The sequence below is a fragment of the Paraburkholderia sp. UCT31 genome, from assembly GCF_014397655.1.
Classification (GTDB): Bacteria; Pseudomonadota; Gammaproteobacteria; order Burkholderiales; family Burkholderiaceae; genus Paraburkholderia; species Paraburkholderia tuberum.
In genome coordinates, this window is sequence record NZ_VZQP01000014.1 from 83,213 (window position 1) to 103,959 (window position 20,747).

Sequence of the window (20,747 nt, forward strand, 5' to 3'; positions counted from 1 at the left end):
TTGTGGGTTCGGTTGATGTGCACGCATGACTCGTATCGTAGGATGGTTCTTATTCTGATAAAACAGCCATAATCACTGAATCATTTTTTGGTTTTTCAGAATAATGGACGATTCAAGCCCGGCCGGCCGGTCCGTGCCCAGCGAACGCGAACGGCTCGATCTGCTCGACGTCGCGTTGTTCGTGCGTGCCGCGCTGCTCGCCAACGTGTCGGCGGCCGGGCGCGAGTTCGGTTTGTCGGCGGCGGTCGCGAGCGCGCGGATCGCACAACTCGAAAAGATCCTCGGCGCGCGTTTGTTGCATCGGACCACGCGCCGCATCAGCCTCACCCAGGACGGTGAAGTGTTCATGACGCGCGCCGAGGCGCTGCTCGACGCGGCTGCCGCCGCGCGCGCATCGGTCGGCCGCGCGCAGGCCGAGCCGCAGGGACGGCTGCGCGTGTCGATGCCGTCGTCGTTCGGGCGTCAGCATGTGTCGCCGGTGATCAGCGAGTTTCTGCGCCGCTATCCGGGGGTCAGCGTCGATCTGCGCCTGACCGATCAGGTGGTCGATCTGGTCGACGCGGGAATCGATGTCGCGATTCGCGTCGGCGTGCTGAAGGATTCGTCGCTGGTCGCGCGGCGGCTCGCGGTCAACCGCCGCGTGCTGTGCGCGGCCCCCGCCTATCTGGCCGCGCGCGGCACGCCGCATCATCCGTCGGATCTCGCGCGGCACGAGTGCATCATCCTGTCGGCGCAGCGCGACTGGCGCTTCGTGACGCCCGCCGGTCCCCTCGACGTGCGCGTGAGCGGCCGCCTCGTCACCGACAACGGCGAGGTGATTCGCGACGCGCTGCTCGCGGGCTTCGGCATCGCGCTGAAATCGACATGGGACGTGGCGCCCTATCTGCGCAGCGGCAAACTCGTCAGCGTGCTCGACAGCTATCCTCTCGCGGACGACGTCGCGATCTGGGCCGTGTACCCAAGCCGCGCGTTCCTGCCGCCGAAGACGCTCGCCTTCATCGACTTCGTCGCCGCGCATTTTGGCGATCCGCCGTACTGGGATCGCGAGCCGGTTGGCCTGGCGGGCGCGTAGGCGGCGCGATGCCCGCTACGCCGCGTCAGCGCTTGCCGCCCTTTGCGCCGCCCTGCTTGCGATCCGAGTTCACATCGGCATGCGCGTCGTTCTGCGTGCGTTGCTGATACTCGCCGCCGCCGCGGCGGTCGGTATCCTGCTGCCCATGCTCGATGTCGTCATGCGCCTGCTTGCCGACATGGCGCGGCTCGTCCTCGTGCTGCGACTCGGGATGCTGGTCGGCTTCATGCGGCAGCGGCGCCGCGGCTTCCTGCAGCGACTTCGGATCCTTGTTCGCGTGCGGGTCGGCTTGCGGGTCGCCATCGGTCGATTGCGGCAGGGTCTTCATTGCATTGCTCCTTCGCGAAGCGCGTTCGCGCGCCAAGTACGCACGGCGAATTCGCGGGTTGGATTCAGCCACCCGGACGAGCGCTCATCACGCGACGCCCAGACGCTTTTTCATCGCCGCGGTGATGCGCTGACGCGTCTTTGCGTAGTCGGCCCACGGGTCGTTTCTGAGGCCGTCCACACGCTCGCGGACATTGCGGATGCCCCATTGATCGCCGCTCGTCGTGCTCTCCAGTTCGTCCCACGCGAGCGGCACCGACACCCCGAGCCCCGGCCGCGCGCGCGCCGAGAATGCGGCCACCGTGCTCGAGCCACGGTTGTTGCGCAGATAGTCGATGAAAATCTTTTTCTTGCGATTCTGCGCGCCCATCTTGGCGCTGAAGTACTGCGGCAGCGTCGTCGCCATGTGCTGCGCGACCGCCTGCGAGAAATCCTTCACTTCGTCCCAGCCGGCCTGCTTCGCGAGCGGCACGACCACGTGCAAGCCCTTGCCGCCGCTCGTCTTGCAGAACGACTTCAGGCCCAGTTCGTCGAGCAGCGAGCGGGTCAGTTGCGCGGCCTCGACCATGCGTTCCCAGCCGAGCGACGGGTCCGGGTCGAGATCGAACACCATGCGATCGGGCTTTTCGATATTCGACGCGACCGCATTCCACGTATGAAACTCGACGGTGCCCATCTGCGCGGCGCCGACCAGCGCGGCAAGCGTGTCGATCGTGATCAGCGGAGGATGGCCCGGATCGAGTCCCTCGTGCTGCGTGACGTGCGGAATCGACAGCTTCTGGCTGTGCTTCTGGAAGAACAGCTCACCGCCGATATCCTCGGGCGCGCGCACCAGCGCGACGGGCCGCTCGCGCAGATGCGGCAGCATCCATTCGGCGATTGATTCGTAGTACTGCACCAGTTCGAGTTTGCTTGCGCCGCTGCTCTTGTCGATCACACGATCGGGATGCGAGATGCGCACGCCGGCGATTTCGCTCTGTGCACGCGAGCGTGTTGCCGTGGTTCGGGCGGGCGCGCTTTCCTTGGCGGCGGGCCTGGCGGCACTGGCGGTCTTGCTGGTTGCGCGCTTTTTCGGCGCGCCTGTTTGCGGCGTATCGGCGGTGGCGGTTTCGGTTTGCTGTTGCACGTCGACTCCTTGTCGGGCGGTTTCCCTGACGATCTGGCGCGCCGGCTTGTCGTCGCGCAGGCTGACGAACGACGCCTGGCGCACGATGCCGTCGCTCGTCCATTCGGCGAAGTTGCATTCGGCAACGAGCACCGGCTCGACCCAATGCACGGGCGTGCGGCTGCGCTCGCGCGGTGTGCTCGCGAACGGCATGCGCTTGCTCGCGTGCGCGTCGAGCGCCTGTTTGACCGAGCGCAGCAGCGCGGCGTCGAAGCCGGTGCCGACGCGGCCCGCGTACTGCAGCCGGCCATCGGCGTCGTAGACGCCGAGCAGCAGCGCGCCGAACGCCGCGCGGCTGCCGCCCGGCTCCGAATAGCCGCCGATCACGAACTCCTGGCGGCGCCGGCACTTCAGCTTGATCCACGACGGCGAGCGGCCCGACACATAGCTGCTGTCGCGCCGCTTGCCGATGATGCCTTCGAGCGCCATGTCGCACGCGCTCTTGAGCAACTCGTCGGCGCTGAACGCGAAGTCGTTCGAAAAGCGCAGCACGCGATCGTCGACGCCTTCGAGCAGCGCCCGCAAAATCGCGCGGCGCTGTTCGAGCGGCACGTCGCGCAGGTCGTAGCCGTTCAGAAACGGCAGATCGAACAGATAGATCACGATGTCCTGCGGGCGATGCGCATCGAACGCGTTTTGCAGCAACTGGAAGTTCGGCACGTCGCGTTCATCGAGTACGACCGCTTCGCCGTCGAGCCACGCGCTTTGCACATCGAGTGCCGCGAGCGCCTCGATCTGCTTGCTGAACTTTGCGGTCCAATCGTTGCCGTTGCGCGTGAAAACGCTGACGGCACCGCCCTTCGCTTTCGAGGCGTGGTCGATGCGCGCGAGCACGCGGTAGCCGTCGAACTTGATTTCGTAGAGCCAGTCATTGCCTGGCGGCGCGCTGTCGACGAGCGTCGCCAGCTCCGGCTTCAGGCTCGCGGGCAAGGCCGCTGCGACCGCGCCTTCGATCGATGGCGATGCGGCGAGTTCGCGTAGCGACTGCGCGCTGCGCGTCGCGACGATGTCGGGGCGTTTGGGATCGGCTGCGCGGCGCGAGGATGCGGATTTCGCCGGCTTGCCCGCGCTCGTGGCCTTGCCGTCGCGCGAGGTTTTCGTCTGCGCTTTCGATTGCTTCGTTTTCCTGCCTTTCGAAGCTCTGTCGGCCAGCACGCTGCCCGGCAGCTTCTTCAGCACGTCGTAGTCGCTTTCGTCGCGCGCTTCCTCGTCGCGCTCCTTGATCAGCAGCCATTGCTCCTTGTCGCCGCTGCCGCGCATGTGGCTCCGTACGAGCGTCCAGCCGCCATGCAGCTTCTCGCCGTGCAAATGAAACTTGAGCTTGCCGGCCGCGTACGACCGCGCGGCTTCGGCCGCGCCGCCCGCCGGCTCCCACGTGCCGCGATCCCACACGATCACGGTACCCGCGCCGTAGTTGCCGGGCGGAATCTCGCCCTCGAAGGTACCGTATTCGACCGGATGGTCCTCGACGTGCACCGCGAGCCGCTTGACCGACGGGTCGAGGCTCGGCCCCTTCGGAACCGCCCACGACAGCAGCGCGCCGTTCAGTTCGAGCCGGAAGTCGTAGTGCAGACGCCGCGCGTCGTGCTCCTGGATCACGTAGGAGAGCGTATCGGGCGCGGCACGCGTCGCGCGCTTGCCGGTCTTGCTCGCGGCGCGCTCGCGGGTCGTCGCGCCGGCCGGCTCCGGCGTGTCCTCGAAGCGGCGCTTGCGATGATAGTGGTCGAGCCGGTCGTTCATGGCGATGACTCCGGTGCGTTTGGTGCCATAGACGGCTCGGCCGCGCGCTCAGGCCGCCGCGCGCCGTTTGCGGGACGTTGCGGTGGTTTTCGACGTCGCGCGCCCGCTGCCGCCGCTACCGCTGCGACTGCGCGCCGTGCTTGCCGGGCGCGGCTTTTTGCGCGCGGGCGCTGCCGCCTCTTCATCGGACTCGGCCTCGCTATCGCTCTGATCCTCGTCCTCGTCGGCGGCGCGCTTGCGGCCTGTGGCGGCCTGCTTGCCCTTGCCGCGGCCAAGACTGCGGCGCAGCAGATCGGACAGGTCGAGAATGTCGGCGGACTTGCGCGACTCGTGCGGCGTTTCGACCTCGACGACCTCCTCGGTCTTGCCCGCCTGGATCTTGCGCTCGACGAGCGCCATGATGTCGTCGCGAAACGTATCGTGATACTGCATCGGGTCCCACGGCTCGCTCATGTCGTCGATCAGCTTTTTCGCCATGTCGAGTTCTTTCGCCGACACGCCGGCGGCCTTCATGCCTTCGGGCGGCACGTTGAATTCGTCGAAATTGCGCACCTCGTCGGCCCAGCGCAGTGTGTTCAGCGCGAGCATCGGACCGAGCGGAATCAGCGCCGCCAGATGCTGCTTGTTGTGCAGCACGACACTCGCGACGCCGATTTTGCCCGACGCCGTCATCGCCTCGCGCAATAGCGCATAGACCTTTTCACCCTTGCGGTCGGGCGTCAGGAAATACGGCGTATCGAGATAGAGAAACGAGATGTCGGGGGCGTCGACGAACGCGAGGATGTCGACCGTCTGCGTCGACTCGGGGTTCGCCGAGCGGATTTCGTCGTCCGACAGCACGACGTAGTGATCCTTCTCGTACTCGAAGCCGCGCACGATGTTGTCGCGGGTCACGTCCTTGCCGGTCCGCTTGTTGATCTGCTTGTAGCCGATCGGATCGATCGTGCGCTTGTCGAGCAGATTGAAGCCGACCTTCTCCGACTGCGTCGCCGGATAAAGCTGCACCGGTACGTGGACGAGCCCGAAACTGATTGCGCCCTTCCAGATCATGTGTGCCATCGCGCGCTCCCCTGTCCCATGGCCCTGAGATATCAGGCGAAGCAGCAAGCGTGCCCGCGTTTCGGCGCGCTCGACACTGCTGCCGCGCGTAAAGCAGGAGCGGTTCGGCCCGGCGGCGTGCTGTCATGGGGTTGTAAGTCTTGCGACGAGGCGGCAAAACCTACGGTTTTCCTGGTGCGCGCGGTCTACGCGGCGCCCGCATCAAGGCTCGAGCAGGACCGGTACCGACGCAAACCCGCGAAACCGCACGCGACCGCCCCGCGTCGGCTCACCATCGACGCGATACGCCGGGAAGCGCTGCACGAAGCGCCCGATCGCAATCCGCGCTTCCAGCCGCGCCAGCGACAGACCCGCGCACTGATGAATCCCGAACCCGAACGCGAGATGCCGGTTCGGGTCGCGGCGGATATCGAAGCGGTCCGGCTCGGCAAACTGCTCGGGATCGCGATTGGCCGCGCCGATGCACAGCGTGACCGGTGTGCCGCGCGCGAGCGCGACGCCGCCGATCTCGGTATCGACGGTGGCCATGCGATTGCCGAGCTGGTTCGAACTCTCGAAGCGCAAGCACTCCTCGACCGCGGTGCCGATCAACTCCCGCTCGCGCAGCAGCGCGGCACGCTCGTCAGGCCACTCGCTCAGCGTGACGAGCCCGTTGCCGATCAGGTTGGTGGTCGTTTCGTGCCCGGCGTTCAGGATGAAAATGCAGTTCTGCAGCAGTTCGGCTTCAGATAGCTGCTCGTCCGGCCCCTCTCCCTGGATCAGCCGCGTCAGCACGTCGTGCTGCGGATCGCCCGGCTCGCGGCGGCGTCGTGCGACGAGGCCGCGCAGATAGTCGACGAATTCGCTGACCGCGCGATTGCCGCGCTCGAACTGCGCGTCGGTCAGCGACGGCTCGAGCGCGCCCAGTATCGCGAGCGACCAGTCGCGCAGCGGCGCGCGTTCATCGTGCGGCACGTCGAGCAGATTGCCGATGACCTCGACCGGAATCGCCGCCGCGAATTCGCCGATCAGATCGATACACCCGCGCTGCGCGGCCGCATCGAGCAGGCCGTCGACGAGCCGGATCAGGGCGGGCTCCATCGCCGCGATCGCGCGCGCGGTCAGCGCGCCGGCGATCAGCTTGCGCACCCGCGTATGGCGCGGTGGATCGTTGAACACGAGACTCGTGGTGTGATGCGCGTAGAGGAGAGAGTCGCCGTATTTCGGGCGGAACTCGACGGTCTTGTCGGAGCTGAAGGTCTTGGGGTCGCGGTAGACCGCCTGCACGTCGCGAAAGCGCGTCAGGAACAGCGAGCCGTCGGGCATGCGCCGGATTGGCTCATAGCTGCGCAGTGCGTGATAGACCGGATAGGGATCGGCGTAGAACGCCGGGCTCAGATGACGCAGATCGAAGTCGCGGGCAAGGGAGGATGCCTCGCCGGCGGTTGCCGGGGTCATGCGTTGTCTCCGTGGGGCGTCTTGTTGCGCCCGTGTGGGGTGGTGGGTTCGTGTGACCGTATTCGTTCGGCCTGTTCCGTTACGGCGATGCGCCGATCGCCGGCTTCAGCCAACGCGACGACTGCATCACATGATTCGATGCGCCAGTATGAACCGCACGTTGCCGGAGCGCACGGCAAGCCCGGCATAGCCGCCTGCGACGGGCCAACGCACAGAACCGATACAATAGCGGGATTTTCCGCGCGCCACGCGCCTCTTTCTTCCCGCGTCACCGGTCGTCCATGAACCTCGTCATTCAAAGCGTCGCCCCCCTTTCCGCCGACCACCACAAAACGCTCGTCGCGCTCGCACGCGGCTCGCACGCCGCCGTGATCGACGAGCACGCGATTCGCATCGCCGACGCGAACCTCGCGCAACGCGCCGACGTCGAAGCGTATTGCTATGCGCATCGACTCGACTACGCGTTTGTCGAAACCGGCCGCCAGTTGAGCGACTTCGGCCTCGTCGCGATGGACATGGATTCGACGCTGATCACGATCGAGTGCATCGACGAAATCGCCGATTTCTGCGGGCTCAAAGCCGAAGTCGCGGCGATCACCGAGGCTGCGATGCGCGGTGAGATCAAGGACTTCAACGAGAGCCTGATTCGTCGGGTCGCGCTGCTGAAAGGGCTCGACGCCAGCGCGCTCGAGCGCGTGTACGAGGAGCGGCTGCGGTTGTCGCCGGGCGCCGAACGCATGCTGGCCGGCGCGAAACAGGCGGGCCTGAAAACGCTGCTCGTGTCGGGCGGCTTCACGTTCTTCACCGCGAAGCTGAAGACGCGCCTTGGGCTCGATTTCACGCGCGCGAACACGCTTGAAATCATCGACGGCAAGCTGACCGGCAATGTGATGGGCGAGATCGTCAATGCCGACGTGAAAGCGCGCTCGTTGCGCGAAACCTGCGCGACGCTCGGCATCGAACCGTCGCGTGCAATTGCGATGGGCGACGGCTCGAACGACCTGAAAATGATGGCCGAAGCGGGACTCTCCGTTGCATTCCGGGCGAAGCCGGTGGTGCGGGAAGCAGCCAGCGTGTCGTTCAATTTCGTTGGACTGGACGGTTTGCTGCGGTTGGTTTGAGGCTGGCGCTCGAGGGATTCGTTATCGCTCGCGTCGGCACAACGACCGACGCGCTAGCGAGCCGCGCGAACCGTTGCGTTATCTGTTGAAAATGGCCGGCAGGAACAGCGCGAACATGCCGATGGAAATCAGGATGCTGAAGATCAACACGCCCTTCATGATGCGATCGTGATTTTTGCCTATTTCCAATGACAGGATAAATTGTTTCATAAGCTCCTCCACAAGACAGAACAAGTATAAGAGCTGCACTATCCAATAAAACTAATTGAGGTAAATGTGCAGGGCCGCGGATAGAAGCGCCGCCAGGCAGGTCATGAAAATTGACGTGCCTATCGCCCCACGTGATAGCGCGCCAACCACGGACTCGGTCTGCCGGTGATCGATAACAGTGCCGAAGCCGTCCCGCCGCACCTTGAGTAAGCACGCCATCACGGCTATGGAACAGGCGAACGCCAACCCGCAGAACCCAACGATCCCCAACGCAAGCATCGACGTCTCCCCGCTGCCCTGCTCCAAGGCCATCACCGCCTCATAAATCGCGGCGGCGCAAAGTCCGATCGCACACCAGAACAGTTGCCCGTCCTCGACCGACGCCGCAATCATCGTCCTGGCAACGCGCCAGCCATACGCGGGCGCGACGAGCGCGAGCGTAAAGATCGGCCCGGCAATCGGCACCGCAAGGTTCAGCAACAGCCAGAAGAAAAGATTCATCCAAGCCCCTCCCCCGAGCGCCGCAACGTTATCCGGCAGGCACACGATCGTAGCGTCGCGAAGCGGCATCGAACATTCGGCCGAACGGTCGGGTCTGCCTGATACTCAGGGCAACAAAAAAGCCCGCCGGGAACACATCCCGGCGGGCTTCTCGAACAACGTGTCGAACAGGGCTAACGCGCGTTAAGCCAGTTTGGCCAGGCTCTGCTCGATATCCGCACGCAGGTCCGCCTCGTCTTCCAGACCGATATAGAAGCGCACCAACGTGCCGCGACGCGGCCACTGCGCCGCAGTGCGCATCGACGCGATGTCGTACGGCATCGCGAGGCTGTGCGCGCCGCCCCAGCTCCAGCCGAGCGAAAACAGTTCGAGCGACTCGCAAAACGTGTCGATCCGCGCCGCGCTGTACCGTTCGTCGAACACCACCGAGAACAGTCCGCCCGCGCCGCTGAAATCGCGCTTGTACACTTCGTGCCCCGGACAGTCACCGAGCGCCGGATGCAACACCGCGACGATTTCCGGCCGGCTCTTCAACCACGTCGCGAGCGACAGCGCCACGCGATCGTGCTGCGCGAAACGCAACTGCATGCTCGGCAGGCTGCGCAGGATCAGCGAGCAGTCGTCCGAGGACACGCCGATGCCCATGCGCATGCGCGCCGCCTTCAGCTTCACATGCACGTCGCGGTCGACCGTGATCGTCGCGCCCATCAGCACGTCGCCGCCGCCCGACTGGTATTTGGTCAGCGCCTGCACCGAGATGTCGACGCCGTGGTCGAACGGCCGGAACGCGAGGCCCGCGGACCACGTATTGTCGATCGCGGTGACGACCTTGCGCGCGCGCGCCGCCGCCGTGATGGCCGGTACGTCGGGCACTTCCATCGTCACCGAGCCGGGCGCCTCGATCCAGATCAGGCGCGTGTTCGGCTGGATCAGACTGGCGATGCCCGCGCCGATCAGCGGATCGTAGTAGCGCGCCGTGATACCGAAATCGCGCGCGAGCCAGTCGCCGTGGTCGCGGTTCGGCGAGTACACGTTATCGGGAATCAGCACGTCGTCGCCGGCCTTCACGAGGCCGAAGTAGACGTTCGAGATCGACGACAGCCCCGACGGCTGCAGCAGCGCATGATTGCCGCCCTCGATCGCGGCGAGGCGCTGAGCGAGCGCGATCTGCGTCGGCGTCGCATGCAGGCCGTAGCGCCATTGCGCGTCGTTTTTCCAGTCGAGCGCGCGCATCGCGGCGAGGTCGGGAAACACCACCGTCGACGCGCGCGTGACGGGCGTCGAGAACGATTCGAAGCCCGGCGTGATCTGGTCCTCGGCACGCACGATGCGGGTCTGCAGGCCATGTTTGAATGTGGATTCAGTCATGTGAAGCTCGGTGAAAAACATCGTGAAGCGAGCCTGAAGCAACGGCCGCGCTGCGCGATTCCGGATGCCCGGCGCGCGCGCGCATCAGTAGCCCGTTTGCAGGTTGCTGACGCCGCCCACTGGGTGCCCGCCGGTAGCGGGTGCCGGCGCGGGAACCGCCGCTGCGCCGTTGGCCGCGGCCGGTTGCGGTGAGGGGGCTGCAGGCCTCGTCGCCGCACCGCCGGCCGAACCGGCTGCCGCCAGCGGCTTCAGGTTGAATTCCTGAGGGTTCGAATCGTCGACGTTCATGCGGTCGCCTTCGAGCGAGCCGTCCGCCGCGAACTTGCCGACCCAGTTGCCGGTGATATGCGTGCCGTCGTTCGATTCCTCGACTTCGAGCGTATCGCCGTCGCGATCGCCGGCGATCAGAATCACCTCGCCGCTATCGGTGTACTGATACTCGCCGTGCACGCCAGATGGATCGTCGGTCTTGGGCCCGAGCCGCAGCACGATCGGCCGCGCGCCGAGCGTGCCCACGTAGCGCGGAAACTTCGCGAACTCGGGGCTCGGTTTCAGCGGCAGCTGGATCGGCGGCGGCGCGGCCAGTGCCTTGACCGCATCGCTTTCCGCCCACGCCTGCGACGGCATCCACAGCACCGTGCCCGTGCACAACAGCGCGGCGGCACTCACCACCACGCCGGCGCGCCGGCGCAACGTGCGGGTTGCCGAACCCTTCGTCACTTTCGCTTCCTGCATCCCGTCGATCCTTGTTGCTGGTTCCTGCTTGCTACCTATGTCGCGCCGGCCTGCCGTGCGCGCTCACAGACGCTCGAAAACCGCCGCGATCCCCTGCCCGCCGCCGATGCACATTGTGACGAGCGCATAGCGCCCGCCGATGCGCTGCAGCTCGTACAGCGCCTTCACGGTGATCAGCGCGCCGGTCGCGCCGATCGGATGGCCGAGCGAAATGCCCGAGCCGTTCGGATTGACCTTGGCCGGATCGAAGCCGAGCTCCTTGCTGACCGCGCAGGCCTGCGCGGCGAATGCCTCGTTGGCCTCGATCACGTCGAGATCGGCGACCGTGAGACCCGCCCGCTCGAGCGCCTTGCGGCTCGCCGGCACCGGCCCGATGCCCATATACGCCGGATCGACGCCCGCATGCGCGTACGACACGAGCCGCGCCAACGGTTTCACGCCGCGCCGCTCGGCGACGCTACGCTCCATCAGTACGACGGCCGCGGCCGCGTCATTGATGCCCGACGCGTTGCCCGCCGTCACCGTGCCGTTTTCCTTCGCGAACACCGGCTTCAACTTCGCGAAGTCGTCCGCCGTTGCGTTCAGCCTCGCGTGCTCGTCCGTGTCGAACACGACGTCGCCCTTCTTCGACGCAATCGTGATCGGCAGAATCTGTTCCTTGAAGTAGCCGCTCGTGATCGCGTGGGCCGCGCGACGATGCGACTCGAGCGCGAGCGCGTCCTGCGCGTCGCGCGAGATCTCGTACTTGCGCGCGACGTTCTCGGCGGTCACGCCCATGTGGATCGACTGGAAAGGATCGTTGAGCGCGCCGACCATCATGTCGACCAGACGCGCGTCGCCCATGCGCTGTCCGAAGCGCGCGGCCGGCATCGAGTAAGGCGCGCGGCTCATGTTTTCAGCGCCGCCGCCGATCGCGATATCGGCATCGCCGAGCAGCACGCTCTGCGCGGCCGAAACGATGGCCTGCAAGCCCGAGCCGCACAGCCGGTTCACGGTCAGCGCGGGCGTATGCTGCGCGACCCCGCCGTTGATCGCCGCGACGCGCGCGAGATACATGTCTTTCGGCTCGGTGTGCACGACGTTGCCGAACACGACGTGTCCGACTTCGTCGCCCGACACGCTCGCGCGCTCGAGCGCTTCGCGCACCACGCGCGCGCCGAGATCGGTCGGCGCGAAATCCTTCAGGCTGCCGCCGAACGTGCCGATTGCCGTGCGCACACCACTTACCACCACTACGTCCCGTTGCATCGCTTGTCCCTCCTGTTGTCTCTCCAGTCTGCCTGGATGATTGCACCAGCGCGGGCCATGCTGCGCCGCGCGCGGCTTACGTAAAACCTAGTTCGCCAGCCGCCGCTCGACGGTCTCGCGCGACGGAATCGGCGCGACCGCGCCATAACCTTGCGTGGACAGCGCGGCGGCAACGTTCGCGTAGCGCGCGGCGGCAAATGGATCGTCGCCCGCGACGATGCGCGCGATGAAGGCGCCGCCGAAACAGTCGCCGGCGCCGGTTGCATCGACCGCGTCGACGACATGGCCCGGCACGACGCGCCGCTCGTTCGGCGTCGCGATATACGAGCCGTCCTTGCCGAGCTTCAGCGCGACCACGCCCGGCCCATGCGACAGCAGAAAATCGACGATCTCGTCACGGCCGGTCAGCCCCGTCAGTTCGGTCACATCGTCCCAGCTCGGCAGGCAGATGTCAGTCTGGCGGATCGCCTCGAGCATCACCGCGCGCGCCCGCGCCAGCGGCCACAGCTTAAGACGCAGATTGGTGTCGAAGCTCACGCGCGCGCCATTCGCGCGCGCATGCGCGATCGCTTCGAGCGCGGCGTCGCAGGCGCTGACGCTGATCGCGAGACTGATGCCGGACAGATGGACGACCTTCGCCGCCGCGAGCGCATCGCGCGGCAGATCGGCGGGTGCATAGCGGCTCGCCGCCGAGCCCGCGCGCAGATAGTCGAACGCGTGGCCGTTGGGGCCGTGAGACACGAAATAGACGCCGGTCGACGCTTGCGCATCGATGCGCACGAACGACGTGTCGACCTGCTCGCGCTGCCACAGATCGACCAGCAGGCGTCCGAAATGATCGGCGCCGACCGCCGACACGAAGCCGGTCCTCGCACCCTGGCGCGCGGCCGCGATGCAGAAGTTCGAGGTGTCGCCGCCGAAGCCTTGCAGGTAGTTCGGTTGATCCTTCGCCGACTGGTTGAATTCGATCATCGCCTCGCCGAGCGCGAGGATGTCCGGTGTGTGAGCTTCAGGCTGTGCGGCCGCGCTGTGCGTCATCGCCTAGACCTCGCCCCACAAATCGTGGCCGTCCGCGCCGGTGATCTTCACCGATACGAAATCGCCGACCTTGTAGCGCTTCGACGCCTTGGCGGACGGCGCGATATAGACGACGCCGTCGATCTCCGGCGCATCCGCCGCGGTGCGGCCGATGCCGCCGTCCGCGTTGATTTCGTCGACGAGCACCTTCAGCGTCTTGCCGACCTTCCTCGCGATGCGCTTGGCCGACACCTGTTCGGCCACTTCCATGAAGCGCGCGCGACGTTCCTCACGCACTTCATCGGGCAGCGCGCCGTCGAGTTCATTCGCGCTCGCGCCTTCGACCGGCGAATACGCGAAACAGCCGACGCGATCGAGTTCCGCCTCGCGGATGAAATCGAGCAGCGTCTCGAACTGCTCTTCGGTCTCGCCCGGAAAACCGGCGATGAACGTGCTGCGGATCGTCAGATCGGGGCAGATCTCGCGCCAGGCCTTGACGCGCTCCATCACCTTCCCGGCGTTGGCCGGGCGCTTCATGCGCTTCAGCACTTCCGGATGCGCGTGCTGGAACGGCACGTCGAGATACGGCAGCACGTGGCCCTTGTACGGACCCTCGGCCATCATCGGAATCACTTCGTCGACGCTCGGATACGGATACACGTAATGCAGGCGCACCCACGCACCATACTGCGCGGCGAGTTCGCCGAGCGCGGCGACCAGATCCGTCATGCGCGTCTTGATCGGCTTGCCGTTCCAGAAACCGGTGCGGTATTTGACGTCGACGCCATATGCGCTCGTGTCCTGCGAGATCACGAGCAGTTCCTTCACGCCGGACTTGAACAGGTTCTCCGCTTCGAGCATCACTTCCGCGACCGGGCGCGACACCAGATCGCCGCGCATCGACGGGATGATGCAGAACGTGCAGCGGTGATTGCAGCCTTCGGAAATCTTCAGGTACGCGTAGTGGCGCGGCGTGAGCTTGACGCCCGCGGCGGGCACCAGATCGACGAACGGATCGTGCGGCTTCGGCAGATGGCTGTGCACCGCCTGCATCACCTCGCCGAGCGCGTGCGGGCCGGTCACCGCGAGCACCTTCGGATGCACTTCCTCGATCAGCCCCGAGCCGCTCGCACTCTTCTTCGCACCGAGGCAACCGGTGACGATCACCTTGCCGTTTTCGTTGAGCGCTTCGCCGATCGCGTCGAGGCTTTCCTGCACGGCTTCGTCGATGAAGCCGCAGGTGTTGACGACCACGAGGTCCGCGCCGTCATAGGTGCCGGAGATTTCGTAGCCTTCGGCGCGCAACTGGGTGATGATCTGCTCGGAATCGACGAGGGCCTTGGGGCAGCCGAGAGAGACGAAGCCGACTTTCGGCGTGGCGCCCGGCACGGCCGGAGCGTTCGAGGGGGTGGAAGACATGGGGAACCGCTTGAAGACGTTAAACCCTGAATTGTAGCGGTTCGCCACCGCCACCGCTCGTAAGTCTTTGAATTCTAGTCTTCAAACGGGGATGGGTTCGGCAGGATCGGGTTGATTCAGCTCGCCATTTTCGTCGCTGGAAACGTGCTGACGCGTCGGCGCCGACGCGGCTCCGGCCGCCAGCGCCTGGCCGATTACCGTAAGAATTTCGTCAGAGTCCTGCACTCGCCGGATCGCCGCATGCAGTTCGGCGGCTTGCGGCCAGGTCCGCTGCAGGTAGCTGAGCCACTTCTTGACGCGGCCGTGCTCATGGGTCAGCGTGCCATGCGCCCGCAGCTTGTTCATGTAGCCGACGATCGAACCCAGCACCTGCTGCCATTCGTCGGCAGATGGACACGGGTCGAGGAGCCCGCGGATTCGCTGCGCGAGGAACGGATCCGACACGGCGCCGCGCCCGATCATCACGTCCGCGCAGCCGCTGACCGAGCGGCAACGCTGCCAGTCCGCCACCGTCCAGACTTCGCCGTTCGCGATGACGGGCACATCGACGGCGTCGTCGATGCGCGCGATCCACTCCCAGTGCGCAGGCGGCCGATAGCGGTCGTCGCGCGTGCGCGCATGCACGACGAGCGAGGCCGCGCCGCCGTCCGCGAGCGCCTGCGCGCATTCGATCGCCCGCGACGTGTCGGACACGCCGAGGCGCATTTTTGCCGTCACCGCGATATCGGCAGGCACCGCGGCGCGCACGGCCGAGACGATCTGGTTCAGCAACTTCGGGTTCGCGAGCAGCATCGCGCCGCCGCCGTGCTGATTGACGACTTTGGCGGGACAGCCGAAGTTCAGGTCGATACCGTAGGGCGACAGCATGGCCGCGTACGCGGCATTGCGTGCCATCCACTCGGGATCGCTGCCGAGCAGCTGGATCACCATCGGCGTGCCACTGGCGGTCACGCTCGCGTGCAGGATTTCGGGCGCCTCGCGCTCGTAGACGCGGGTTGGCAGCAGCGAGCCTGTGATGCGGATGAACTCGGATACGCAGCCGTCGAAAGCGCCCGCGCTCGTCAGCACGTCGCGCAGCACATAGTCAGCGAGCCCTTCCATCGGGGCGAGAAACAGCCGGCTCATGAGCGGTGTGGGTGAACGGCGAGTCAGAGCAGAATGATCCGCGCGGCCTTCGCAACGGAAGACGCTGACGCGATCGGGGAGACGGTTTGAAACATAGGACGGGTCCAGCGGAAGAAACGGTAACGGCGCAAGCAGCGGTGTGCCGGCAGTGGACGCAACGGACATCGAGCCGCGGCCGGAATCCGGTTCCGACGGAACAGCGTCCCCCCGCGCGGGCCGCCATTGTAGCGCGTCGGCGGCTGCACTCCCGCGAGCTCGCCGCCATTCACTCCTTCACTTCTTCTCCGTCTCCGGATTGGCCTGCGGCGTGGCCGGCGCATTGCTCGCATTGCTCGCGTTGACCGCGCCGCCCGGCGTAAACGGGAACGTGGCGAACATGGTCTTCGCCTGATTCTGCATCTGCTCCTGCATCTGCACGAACATGTTCTTCGATTGCTCGATGTAGCTGGTCATCATGCCCTGCATCATCGGCGCCTGCATGTTCATGAACTGCGACCAGACTTCGGGGTTCATCGCCTTGCCTTCATAGAGATTCTTCGACTGGTCGGCAAGCTTCGCCTGAATGTCGATGAAGGCCTGGATGTTCTTTTCCAGATACGTGCCCATCATGCCTTGCATCGCATGACCGTAGAACCGGATGATCTGCGACAGCATCGACGACGAGAACATCGGCAGGCCGCCGCTCTCTTCTTCGAGAATGATCTGCAGCAGGATCGAGCGCGTCAGGTCCTCGTTGCTTTTGGCATCGATCACCTTGAAATCTTCCTGATCGAGCACGAGTTGCTTCACATCAGTCAGCGTGATGTAGGTACTCGTCTCGGTGTCGTAGAGCCGACGATTCGGATATTTCTTGATCAGTCGTTCGGCCGTTTTCTTTGTAGTAGTAGTCATGTAACGCCTTTAAGCTCGAGTTAAGCAAACGCGGAAACGGCGTCCGGGTTGTGCAACGGGATCCATTGCGCAGCCGGGACGCCGGCGAAACCATCTGAGCCGAAGCGCGCCGCCTTCCGGTCCGGCGCGCCGATGGCTCAGCCCATATGCAAGCCGCCGTTCAGCGAAAAATCGGCGCCCGTGGCGAAGCCCGATTCTTCCGACGCAAGCCACGCGACGATCGAGCCGATTTCGCCCGGCTGACCGAGGCGGCGCACCGGAATCGTCGCGACGATCTTTTCCAGCACGTCCGGGCGAATCGCCTTGACCATGTCGGTGCCGATGTAGCCCGGCGACACGGTGTTGACCGTCACGCCCTTGGTCGCGACTTCCTGCGCGAGCGACATCGTAAAGCCGTGAATGCCGGCCTTCGCGGTCGAATAATTGGTCTGGCCGAACTGGCCCTTCTGGCCGTTCACCGACGAAATGTTGATCACCCGGCCAAAGCCCCGCTCGACCATGCCGTCGATCACCTGCTTGGTGACGTTGAACAGGCTGGTCAGATTGGTGTCGATCACCGCCGTCCAGTCTTCGTGCGTCATCTTGCGGAACACGACGTCGCGCGTGATGCCGGCATTGTTGACCAGCACGTCGATCTCGCCGACTTCGGCCTTGACCTTGTCGAATGCGTCCTTGGTCGATTGCCAGTCACCGACGTTACCCTCGGAGGCGACGAAGTCGTAGCCGAGTACCTTCTGCTCGTCGAGCCACTTCGCACGGCGCGGCGAATTCGGGCCGCAGCCGGCGATCACCCTGAAGCCTTCCTTGTGCAGACGCTGGCAGATGCTGGTGCCGATGCCGCCCATGCCGCCCGTTACGTACGCAATTCGCTGTGTCATAAACCACACTCCGTTATCGTTGTCGAGGCGCCTGCCGGCGGCCTCGTGCCTCGCCTGATGCTGGTTCGCGTTGCCGCCGGGCGACCGTCTGGCAACGCGCACTGCCGACACGAGTCACCTGTTGCAACGCGCCGCACCGCCAGTTGACGTGCGGCGCAGCCAGATGCCTGTGCCGGCGAAGACCGCGCGCTACCGGTCGCGAGTGCGCGCGGCGTACCCAGCGTACTTTAAACGCGCTCGACCGCGAGCGCGACACCCATGCCGCCGCCGATACACAGCGACGCCAGACCCTTCTTCGCATCGCGCTTCTGCATTTCGTGCAGCAGCGTGACGAGAATCCGGCAACCGGACGCGCCGATCGGGTGGCCGATCGCGATCGCGCCGCCGTTCACGTTGATCTTCGACGTGTCCCAGCCCATCTGCTTGTGCACGGCGAGCGCCTGCGCGGCAAACGCTTCGTTGATTTCCATCAGGTCGAGGTCGGCCGGCGTCCAGCCCGCGCGCTCGAGGCAACGGCGCGAAGACGGTACCGGGCCCATGCCCATCACCTTCGGATCGACACCCGCGTTCGCGTATGCCTTGATGCGCGCGAGCGGTGTGAGGCCGAGCGCTTCCGCTTTTTTCAGCGACATCACGAGCACCGCGGCTGCGCCGTCGTTCAGACCCGATGCGTTGGCCGCCGTGACCGTGCCTTCCTTCGAGAACGCCGGCTTCAGGCTCGCGAGTGATTCGGCCGTCACGCCATGACGCACGAATTCGTCGGTGGTGAAGCGCAGCGGCTCGCCCTTGCGTTGCGGAATCTCGACCGGCACGATTTCGTCGTTGAAGCGCCCCGACTTCTGCGCGGCTTCCGCCTTGTTCTGCGACAGCGCCGCGAACGCGTCCTGCTGTTCGCGCGTGATGCCGTGCTCCTGCGCGACGTTCTCGGCCGTCACGCCCATGTGGTACTGGTTGTAGACGTCCCACAGGCCGTCGACGATCATCGAGTCGATCAGCTTCGCATCGCCCATGCGGAAACCGTCGCGCGAACCCGGCAGCACGTGCGGCGCGGCGCTCATGTTTTCCTGGCCGCCTGCCACGACGATGTCCGCGTCACCGGCGATGATCGCGTTGGCCGCGAGCATCACGGCCTTCAGACCTGAGCCGCAGACCTTGTTGATCGTCATGCCCGGCACGGCCGCCGGCAAACCCGCCTTGATCAGCGCCTGACGCGCGGGGTTCTGACCGGAGCCCGCCGTCAGCACCTGGCCCAGAATAACTTCGCTCACCTGTTCCGGCTTCACGCCTGCCCGTTCGAGCACGGCGCGCACCGCGACCGCGCCGAGTTCAGGTGCGGCAATCTTCGCCAGCGACCCACCAAACTTGCCCACTGCAGTACGAGCGGCCGATACGATCACAACATCAGTCATTTCCATATCCTCCGGGCATCCCGGCCAACTGCGCCACAGCCCGTTACGTTAAAAATTGCGTTGCAACTTGCGTTGCTCTCACGCCTTCATCAACCAGACGCTCATTCACCTGCCAAACACCTATGCACCGGCCGACTGCGCACTATGCCGACGTCGACAGCAATGCCGTCCGCGCGCGTCGAGCCTGTGCGTGAACCTACTCCCGTTGCCGCACGTAGCGGCCCGGCGCCGGCTCGATGACCGGGAATTCGTCGGAGCCCAAATTGGCGCGCGGCTTCACTTTCTTGCCGCCGTACTGATCGAGCCAGTCGGTCCATTCCGGCCACCAGCTGCCGGGCACTTCGGTCGCCGCGTCGAACCATTCGTCCGCGCGTTCGGGCAGCGTGTTCGCGTCGGTATCGAGCTTCCAGAAGCTGCGCTTCTTCTTCGCGGGCGGATTGATCACGCCGGCGATATGGCCCGACGCGCCGAGCACGAACTTTAGCGGCCCGGTGAGCAGCGGCGCCGACGCATATGCGGTTTGCCACGGCACGATATGATCTTCGCGCGAACCGTAGATGAAGGTCGGCACGTCGATCTTCGACAGATCGATCGGCTCGCCGCAGGTGGTCAGCGCACCGGGCTCGCGCAGCTTGTTCTCGAGATACGTGTTGCGCAGATACCAGACGTACATCGGCCCAGGCAGACTGGTCGAGTCGCTGTTCCAGTACAGCAGGTCGAACGGTACCGGCGTGCGGCCCTTCAGGTAACTGTCGACGACGTAGTTCCACACGAGGTCGTTCGGGCGCAGGAACGAGAACGTGTTCGCGAACTCGACGCCGCGCATCAGTCCCGGCGGCGCGCCGTTCTTGCCGCCGATGCTCTGCTCGCGCATCTGCACGTGCGCCTCGTCGACGAACACGTCGAGCACGCCCGTGTCGGAGAAGTCGAGCATCGCGGTGAGCAGCGTCATCGACGCGGCCGGATGTTCGCCGCGCGCCGCAGCCACCGCGAGCGCGGTGGCGAGCATCGTCCCGCCGACGCAAAAGCCGAGCGTATTGATCTGCTCGCGGCCGCTGATCTTGCGCACGGTGTCGATCGAGGTGAGCACACCCTCGCCGATGTAGTCGTCCCACGTCTTGTGCGCGATGGACTGATCCGCGTTGCGCCACGAAATCAGGAACACCTGATGGCCCGAATCAAGCCCGTGCGCGACGAGCGAGTTTTCGGGCTGCAGGTCGAGAATGTAGTACTTGTTGATGCACGGCGGCACGATCAGGAGCGGCCGCTCGCGCACGGTCGCCGTGCGCGGCTTGTACTGGATCAGCTGCAGCAGATCGTTCTCGAACACGACCGAGCCTTCGGTGTTCGCGAGGTTCTCGCCGACCGCGAAACGCGATTCGTCGGTTTGGGAAATCTTGCCGCGCTGCATGTCGGTGAGCAGGTTCATCACGCCCTGGCGCAAGCTCTCGCCTTTACTGTCGAGCAGCGTTTTCTGCGCTTCGGGATTCAGCGCGAAGAAGTTGCTCGGCGAGGCCGCCGCGGTCCACTGCTGGACCGCGAAGCGAATGCGCTCGCGGGTTTTCGGCTGGGTGTCGAGCGCGTCGACCATCTGCTGCAGATAGCGCGCGTTCAGCAGATACCACGCGGCGGTGAACGCGTAGGCGGGCGCCGCGCTCCAGGCGTCCGCGCTAAAGCGCCGGTCCTTGAGCTCGGGCGCCTTGATCGCCGACGTGGTGGCCTGCTGGATCAGCTCCATCGCCTCGCGCGAATAGTCGGTCTGCAGCTTCTGCAAACGCTCGGGCGGAATCGCGGCGGTGGGAATGCTCAGCCCCGGCAACGACGGCAACGCACCGGCGGCCAGCTTGCTGAAGTCGGGCATGCCCGGAAACGCCGGTATTTGCGGGAAGCCCGCCGTTATCTGTGCGAGGTCCGGCATCTGCGGGATTGAGGGCATCTGAAATGCCGTGCTATTGGGCTGCGCGCCGAACGAACGCCAGGCGTTCATCCAGGCGTCGAGAAATTGCTGCATGCCTGCGGCTGACG

18 protein-coding genes are annotated in these 20,747 nt (G+C 65.4%); 2 read left to right on the forward strand and 16 right to left on the reverse strand.

Annotated features, from left to right (window positions below; translation table 11 throughout):
* Positions 1 to 103 precede the first annotated feature (103 nt).
* Positions 104 to 1,072, forward strand: a complete 969-nt coding sequence (locus F6X40_RS14340; protein WP_187628290.1) for a LysR family transcriptional regulator — start codon at positions 104 to 106, stop codon at positions 1,070 to 1,072.
* Positions 1,073 to 1,097: 25 nt separating this feature from the next.
* Here the strand turns inward: F6X40_RS14340 and F6X40_RS14345 are convergent, their stop codons facing one another.
* The 4 genes from F6X40_RS14345 to F6X40_RS14360 form a co-directional block, all read right to left on the reverse strand.
* Positions 1,098 to 1,400, reverse strand: coding sequence for a hypothetical protein (locus F6X40_RS14345; RefSeq protein ID WP_018418104.1), 303 nt, complete (start codon positions 1,398 to 1,400; stop codon positions 1,098 to 1,100).
* A gap of 87 nt (positions 1,401 to 1,487) precedes the next feature.
* The gene (ligD, locus tag F6X40_RS14350; RefSeq protein WP_187628291.1) at positions 1,488 to 4,304 is read right to left on the reverse strand and encodes a DNA ligase D; all 2,817 of its coding nucleotides are present in this window, start codon (positions 4,302 to 4,304) and stop codon (positions 1,488 to 1,490) included.
* A gap of 48 nt (positions 4,305 to 4,352) precedes the next feature.
* Positions 4,353 to 5,363, reverse strand: coding sequence for a Ku protein (locus F6X40_RS14355; protein WP_187628292.1), 1,011 nt, complete (start codon positions 5,361 to 5,363; stop codon positions 4,353 to 4,355).
* A gap of 201 nt (positions 5,364 to 5,564) precedes the next feature.
* A complete protein-coding gene (locus tag F6X40_RS14360; protein ID WP_187628293.1) occupies positions 5,565 to 6,800 on the reverse strand; it encodes a cytochrome P450 in 1,236 nt (411 codons plus the stop codon).
* 281 nt (positions 6,801 to 7,081) lie between these two features.
* Between F6X40_RS14360 and serB the strand changes: the two genes are divergently transcribed.
* The gene (gene serB, locus F6X40_RS14365; RefSeq protein WP_187628294.1) at positions 7,082 to 7,921 is read left to right on the forward strand and encodes a phosphoserine phosphatase SerB; all 840 of its coding nucleotides are present in this window, start codon (positions 7,082 to 7,084) and stop codon (positions 7,919 to 7,921) included.
* 78 nt (positions 7,922 to 7,999) lie between these two features.
* Here serB and F6X40_RS42275 read toward each other — a convergent pair whose 3' ends face one another.
* The 12 genes from F6X40_RS42275 to phaC form a co-directional block, all read right to left on the reverse strand.
* Positions 8,000 to 8,131: a hypothetical protein gene (locus F6X40_RS42275; protein ID WP_260321381.1), complete on the reverse strand. Its 132-nt coding sequence runs from the start codon at positions 8,129 to 8,131 to the stop codon at positions 8,000 to 8,002.
* A 51-nt stretch (positions 8,132 to 8,182) separates the two neighbouring features.
* On the reverse strand, positions 8,183 to 8,632 hold the full coding sequence (locus tag F6X40_RS42280; RefSeq protein WP_260330563.1) for a hypothetical protein: 450 nt from the start codon (positions 8,630 to 8,632) through the stop codon (positions 8,183 to 8,185).
* Between the two features lie 183 nt (positions 8,633 to 8,815).
* The gene (locus F6X40_RS14375) at positions 8,816 to 10,000 is read right to left on the reverse strand and encodes a cystathionine beta-lyase (protein WP_187628295.1); all 1,185 of its coding nucleotides are present in this window, start codon (positions 9,998 to 10,000) and stop codon (positions 8,816 to 8,818) included.
* A gap of 84 nt (positions 10,001 to 10,084) precedes the next feature.
* Entirely contained in the window at positions 10,085 to 10,735 is a 651-nt protein-coding gene (locus F6X40_RS14380; protein ID WP_187628296.1) for a hypothetical protein, read from the reverse strand.
* 63 nt (positions 10,736 to 10,798) lie between these two features.
* Positions 10,799 to 11,983, reverse strand: a complete 1,185-nt coding sequence (gene bktB / locus F6X40_RS14385) for a beta-ketothiolase BktB (protein WP_187628297.1) — start codon at positions 11,981 to 11,983, stop codon at positions 10,799 to 10,801.
* 87 nt (positions 11,984 to 12,070) lie between these two features.
* Positions 12,071 to 13,021 carry a sugar kinase gene (locus tag F6X40_RS14390; protein WP_187628298.1) on the reverse strand — a complete coding sequence of 317 codons (951 nt, stop codon included), beginning with the start codon at positions 13,019 to 13,021 and terminating at the stop codon, positions 12,071 to 12,073.
* Between the two features lie 3 nt (positions 13,022 to 13,024).
* The gene (gene rimO, locus F6X40_RS14395) at positions 13,025 to 14,419 is read right to left on the reverse strand and encodes a 30S ribosomal protein S12 methylthiotransferase RimO (RefSeq protein ID WP_184043864.1); all 1,395 of its coding nucleotides are present in this window, start codon (positions 14,417 to 14,419) and stop codon (positions 13,025 to 13,027) included.
* A gap of 81 nt (positions 14,420 to 14,500) precedes the next feature.
* Positions 14,501 to 15,544, reverse strand: coding sequence for a tRNA dihydrouridine synthase (locus F6X40_RS14400; RefSeq protein WP_187628299.1), 1,044 nt, complete (start codon positions 15,542 to 15,544; stop codon positions 14,501 to 14,503).
* Between the two features lie 273 nt (positions 15,545 to 15,817).
* Positions 15,818 to 16,435, reverse strand: a complete 618-nt coding sequence (gene phaR, locus F6X40_RS14405) for a polyhydroxyalkanoate synthesis repressor PhaR (RefSeq protein WP_184028813.1) — start codon at positions 16,433 to 16,435, stop codon at positions 15,818 to 15,820.
* 137 nt (positions 16,436 to 16,572) lie between these two features.
* On the reverse strand, positions 16,573 to 17,313 hold the full coding sequence (locus F6X40_RS14410) for a 3-ketoacyl-ACP reductase (RefSeq protein WP_184003457.1): 741 nt from the start codon (positions 17,311 to 17,313) through the stop codon (positions 16,573 to 16,575).
* 227 nt (positions 17,314 to 17,540) lie between these two features.
* The gene (locus F6X40_RS14415) at positions 17,541 to 18,722 is read right to left on the reverse strand and encodes an acetyl-CoA C-acetyltransferase (RefSeq protein ID WP_184063680.1); all 1,182 of its coding nucleotides are present in this window, start codon (positions 18,720 to 18,722) and stop codon (positions 17,541 to 17,543) included.
* 196 nt (positions 18,723 to 18,918) lie between these two features.
* Positions 18,919 to 20,733, reverse strand: coding sequence for a class I poly(R)-hydroxyalkanoic acid synthase (gene phaC / locus F6X40_RS14420; RefSeq protein WP_187628325.1), 1,815 nt, complete (start codon positions 20,731 to 20,733; stop codon positions 18,919 to 18,921).
* Positions 20,734 to 20,747 lie beyond the last annotated feature (14 nt).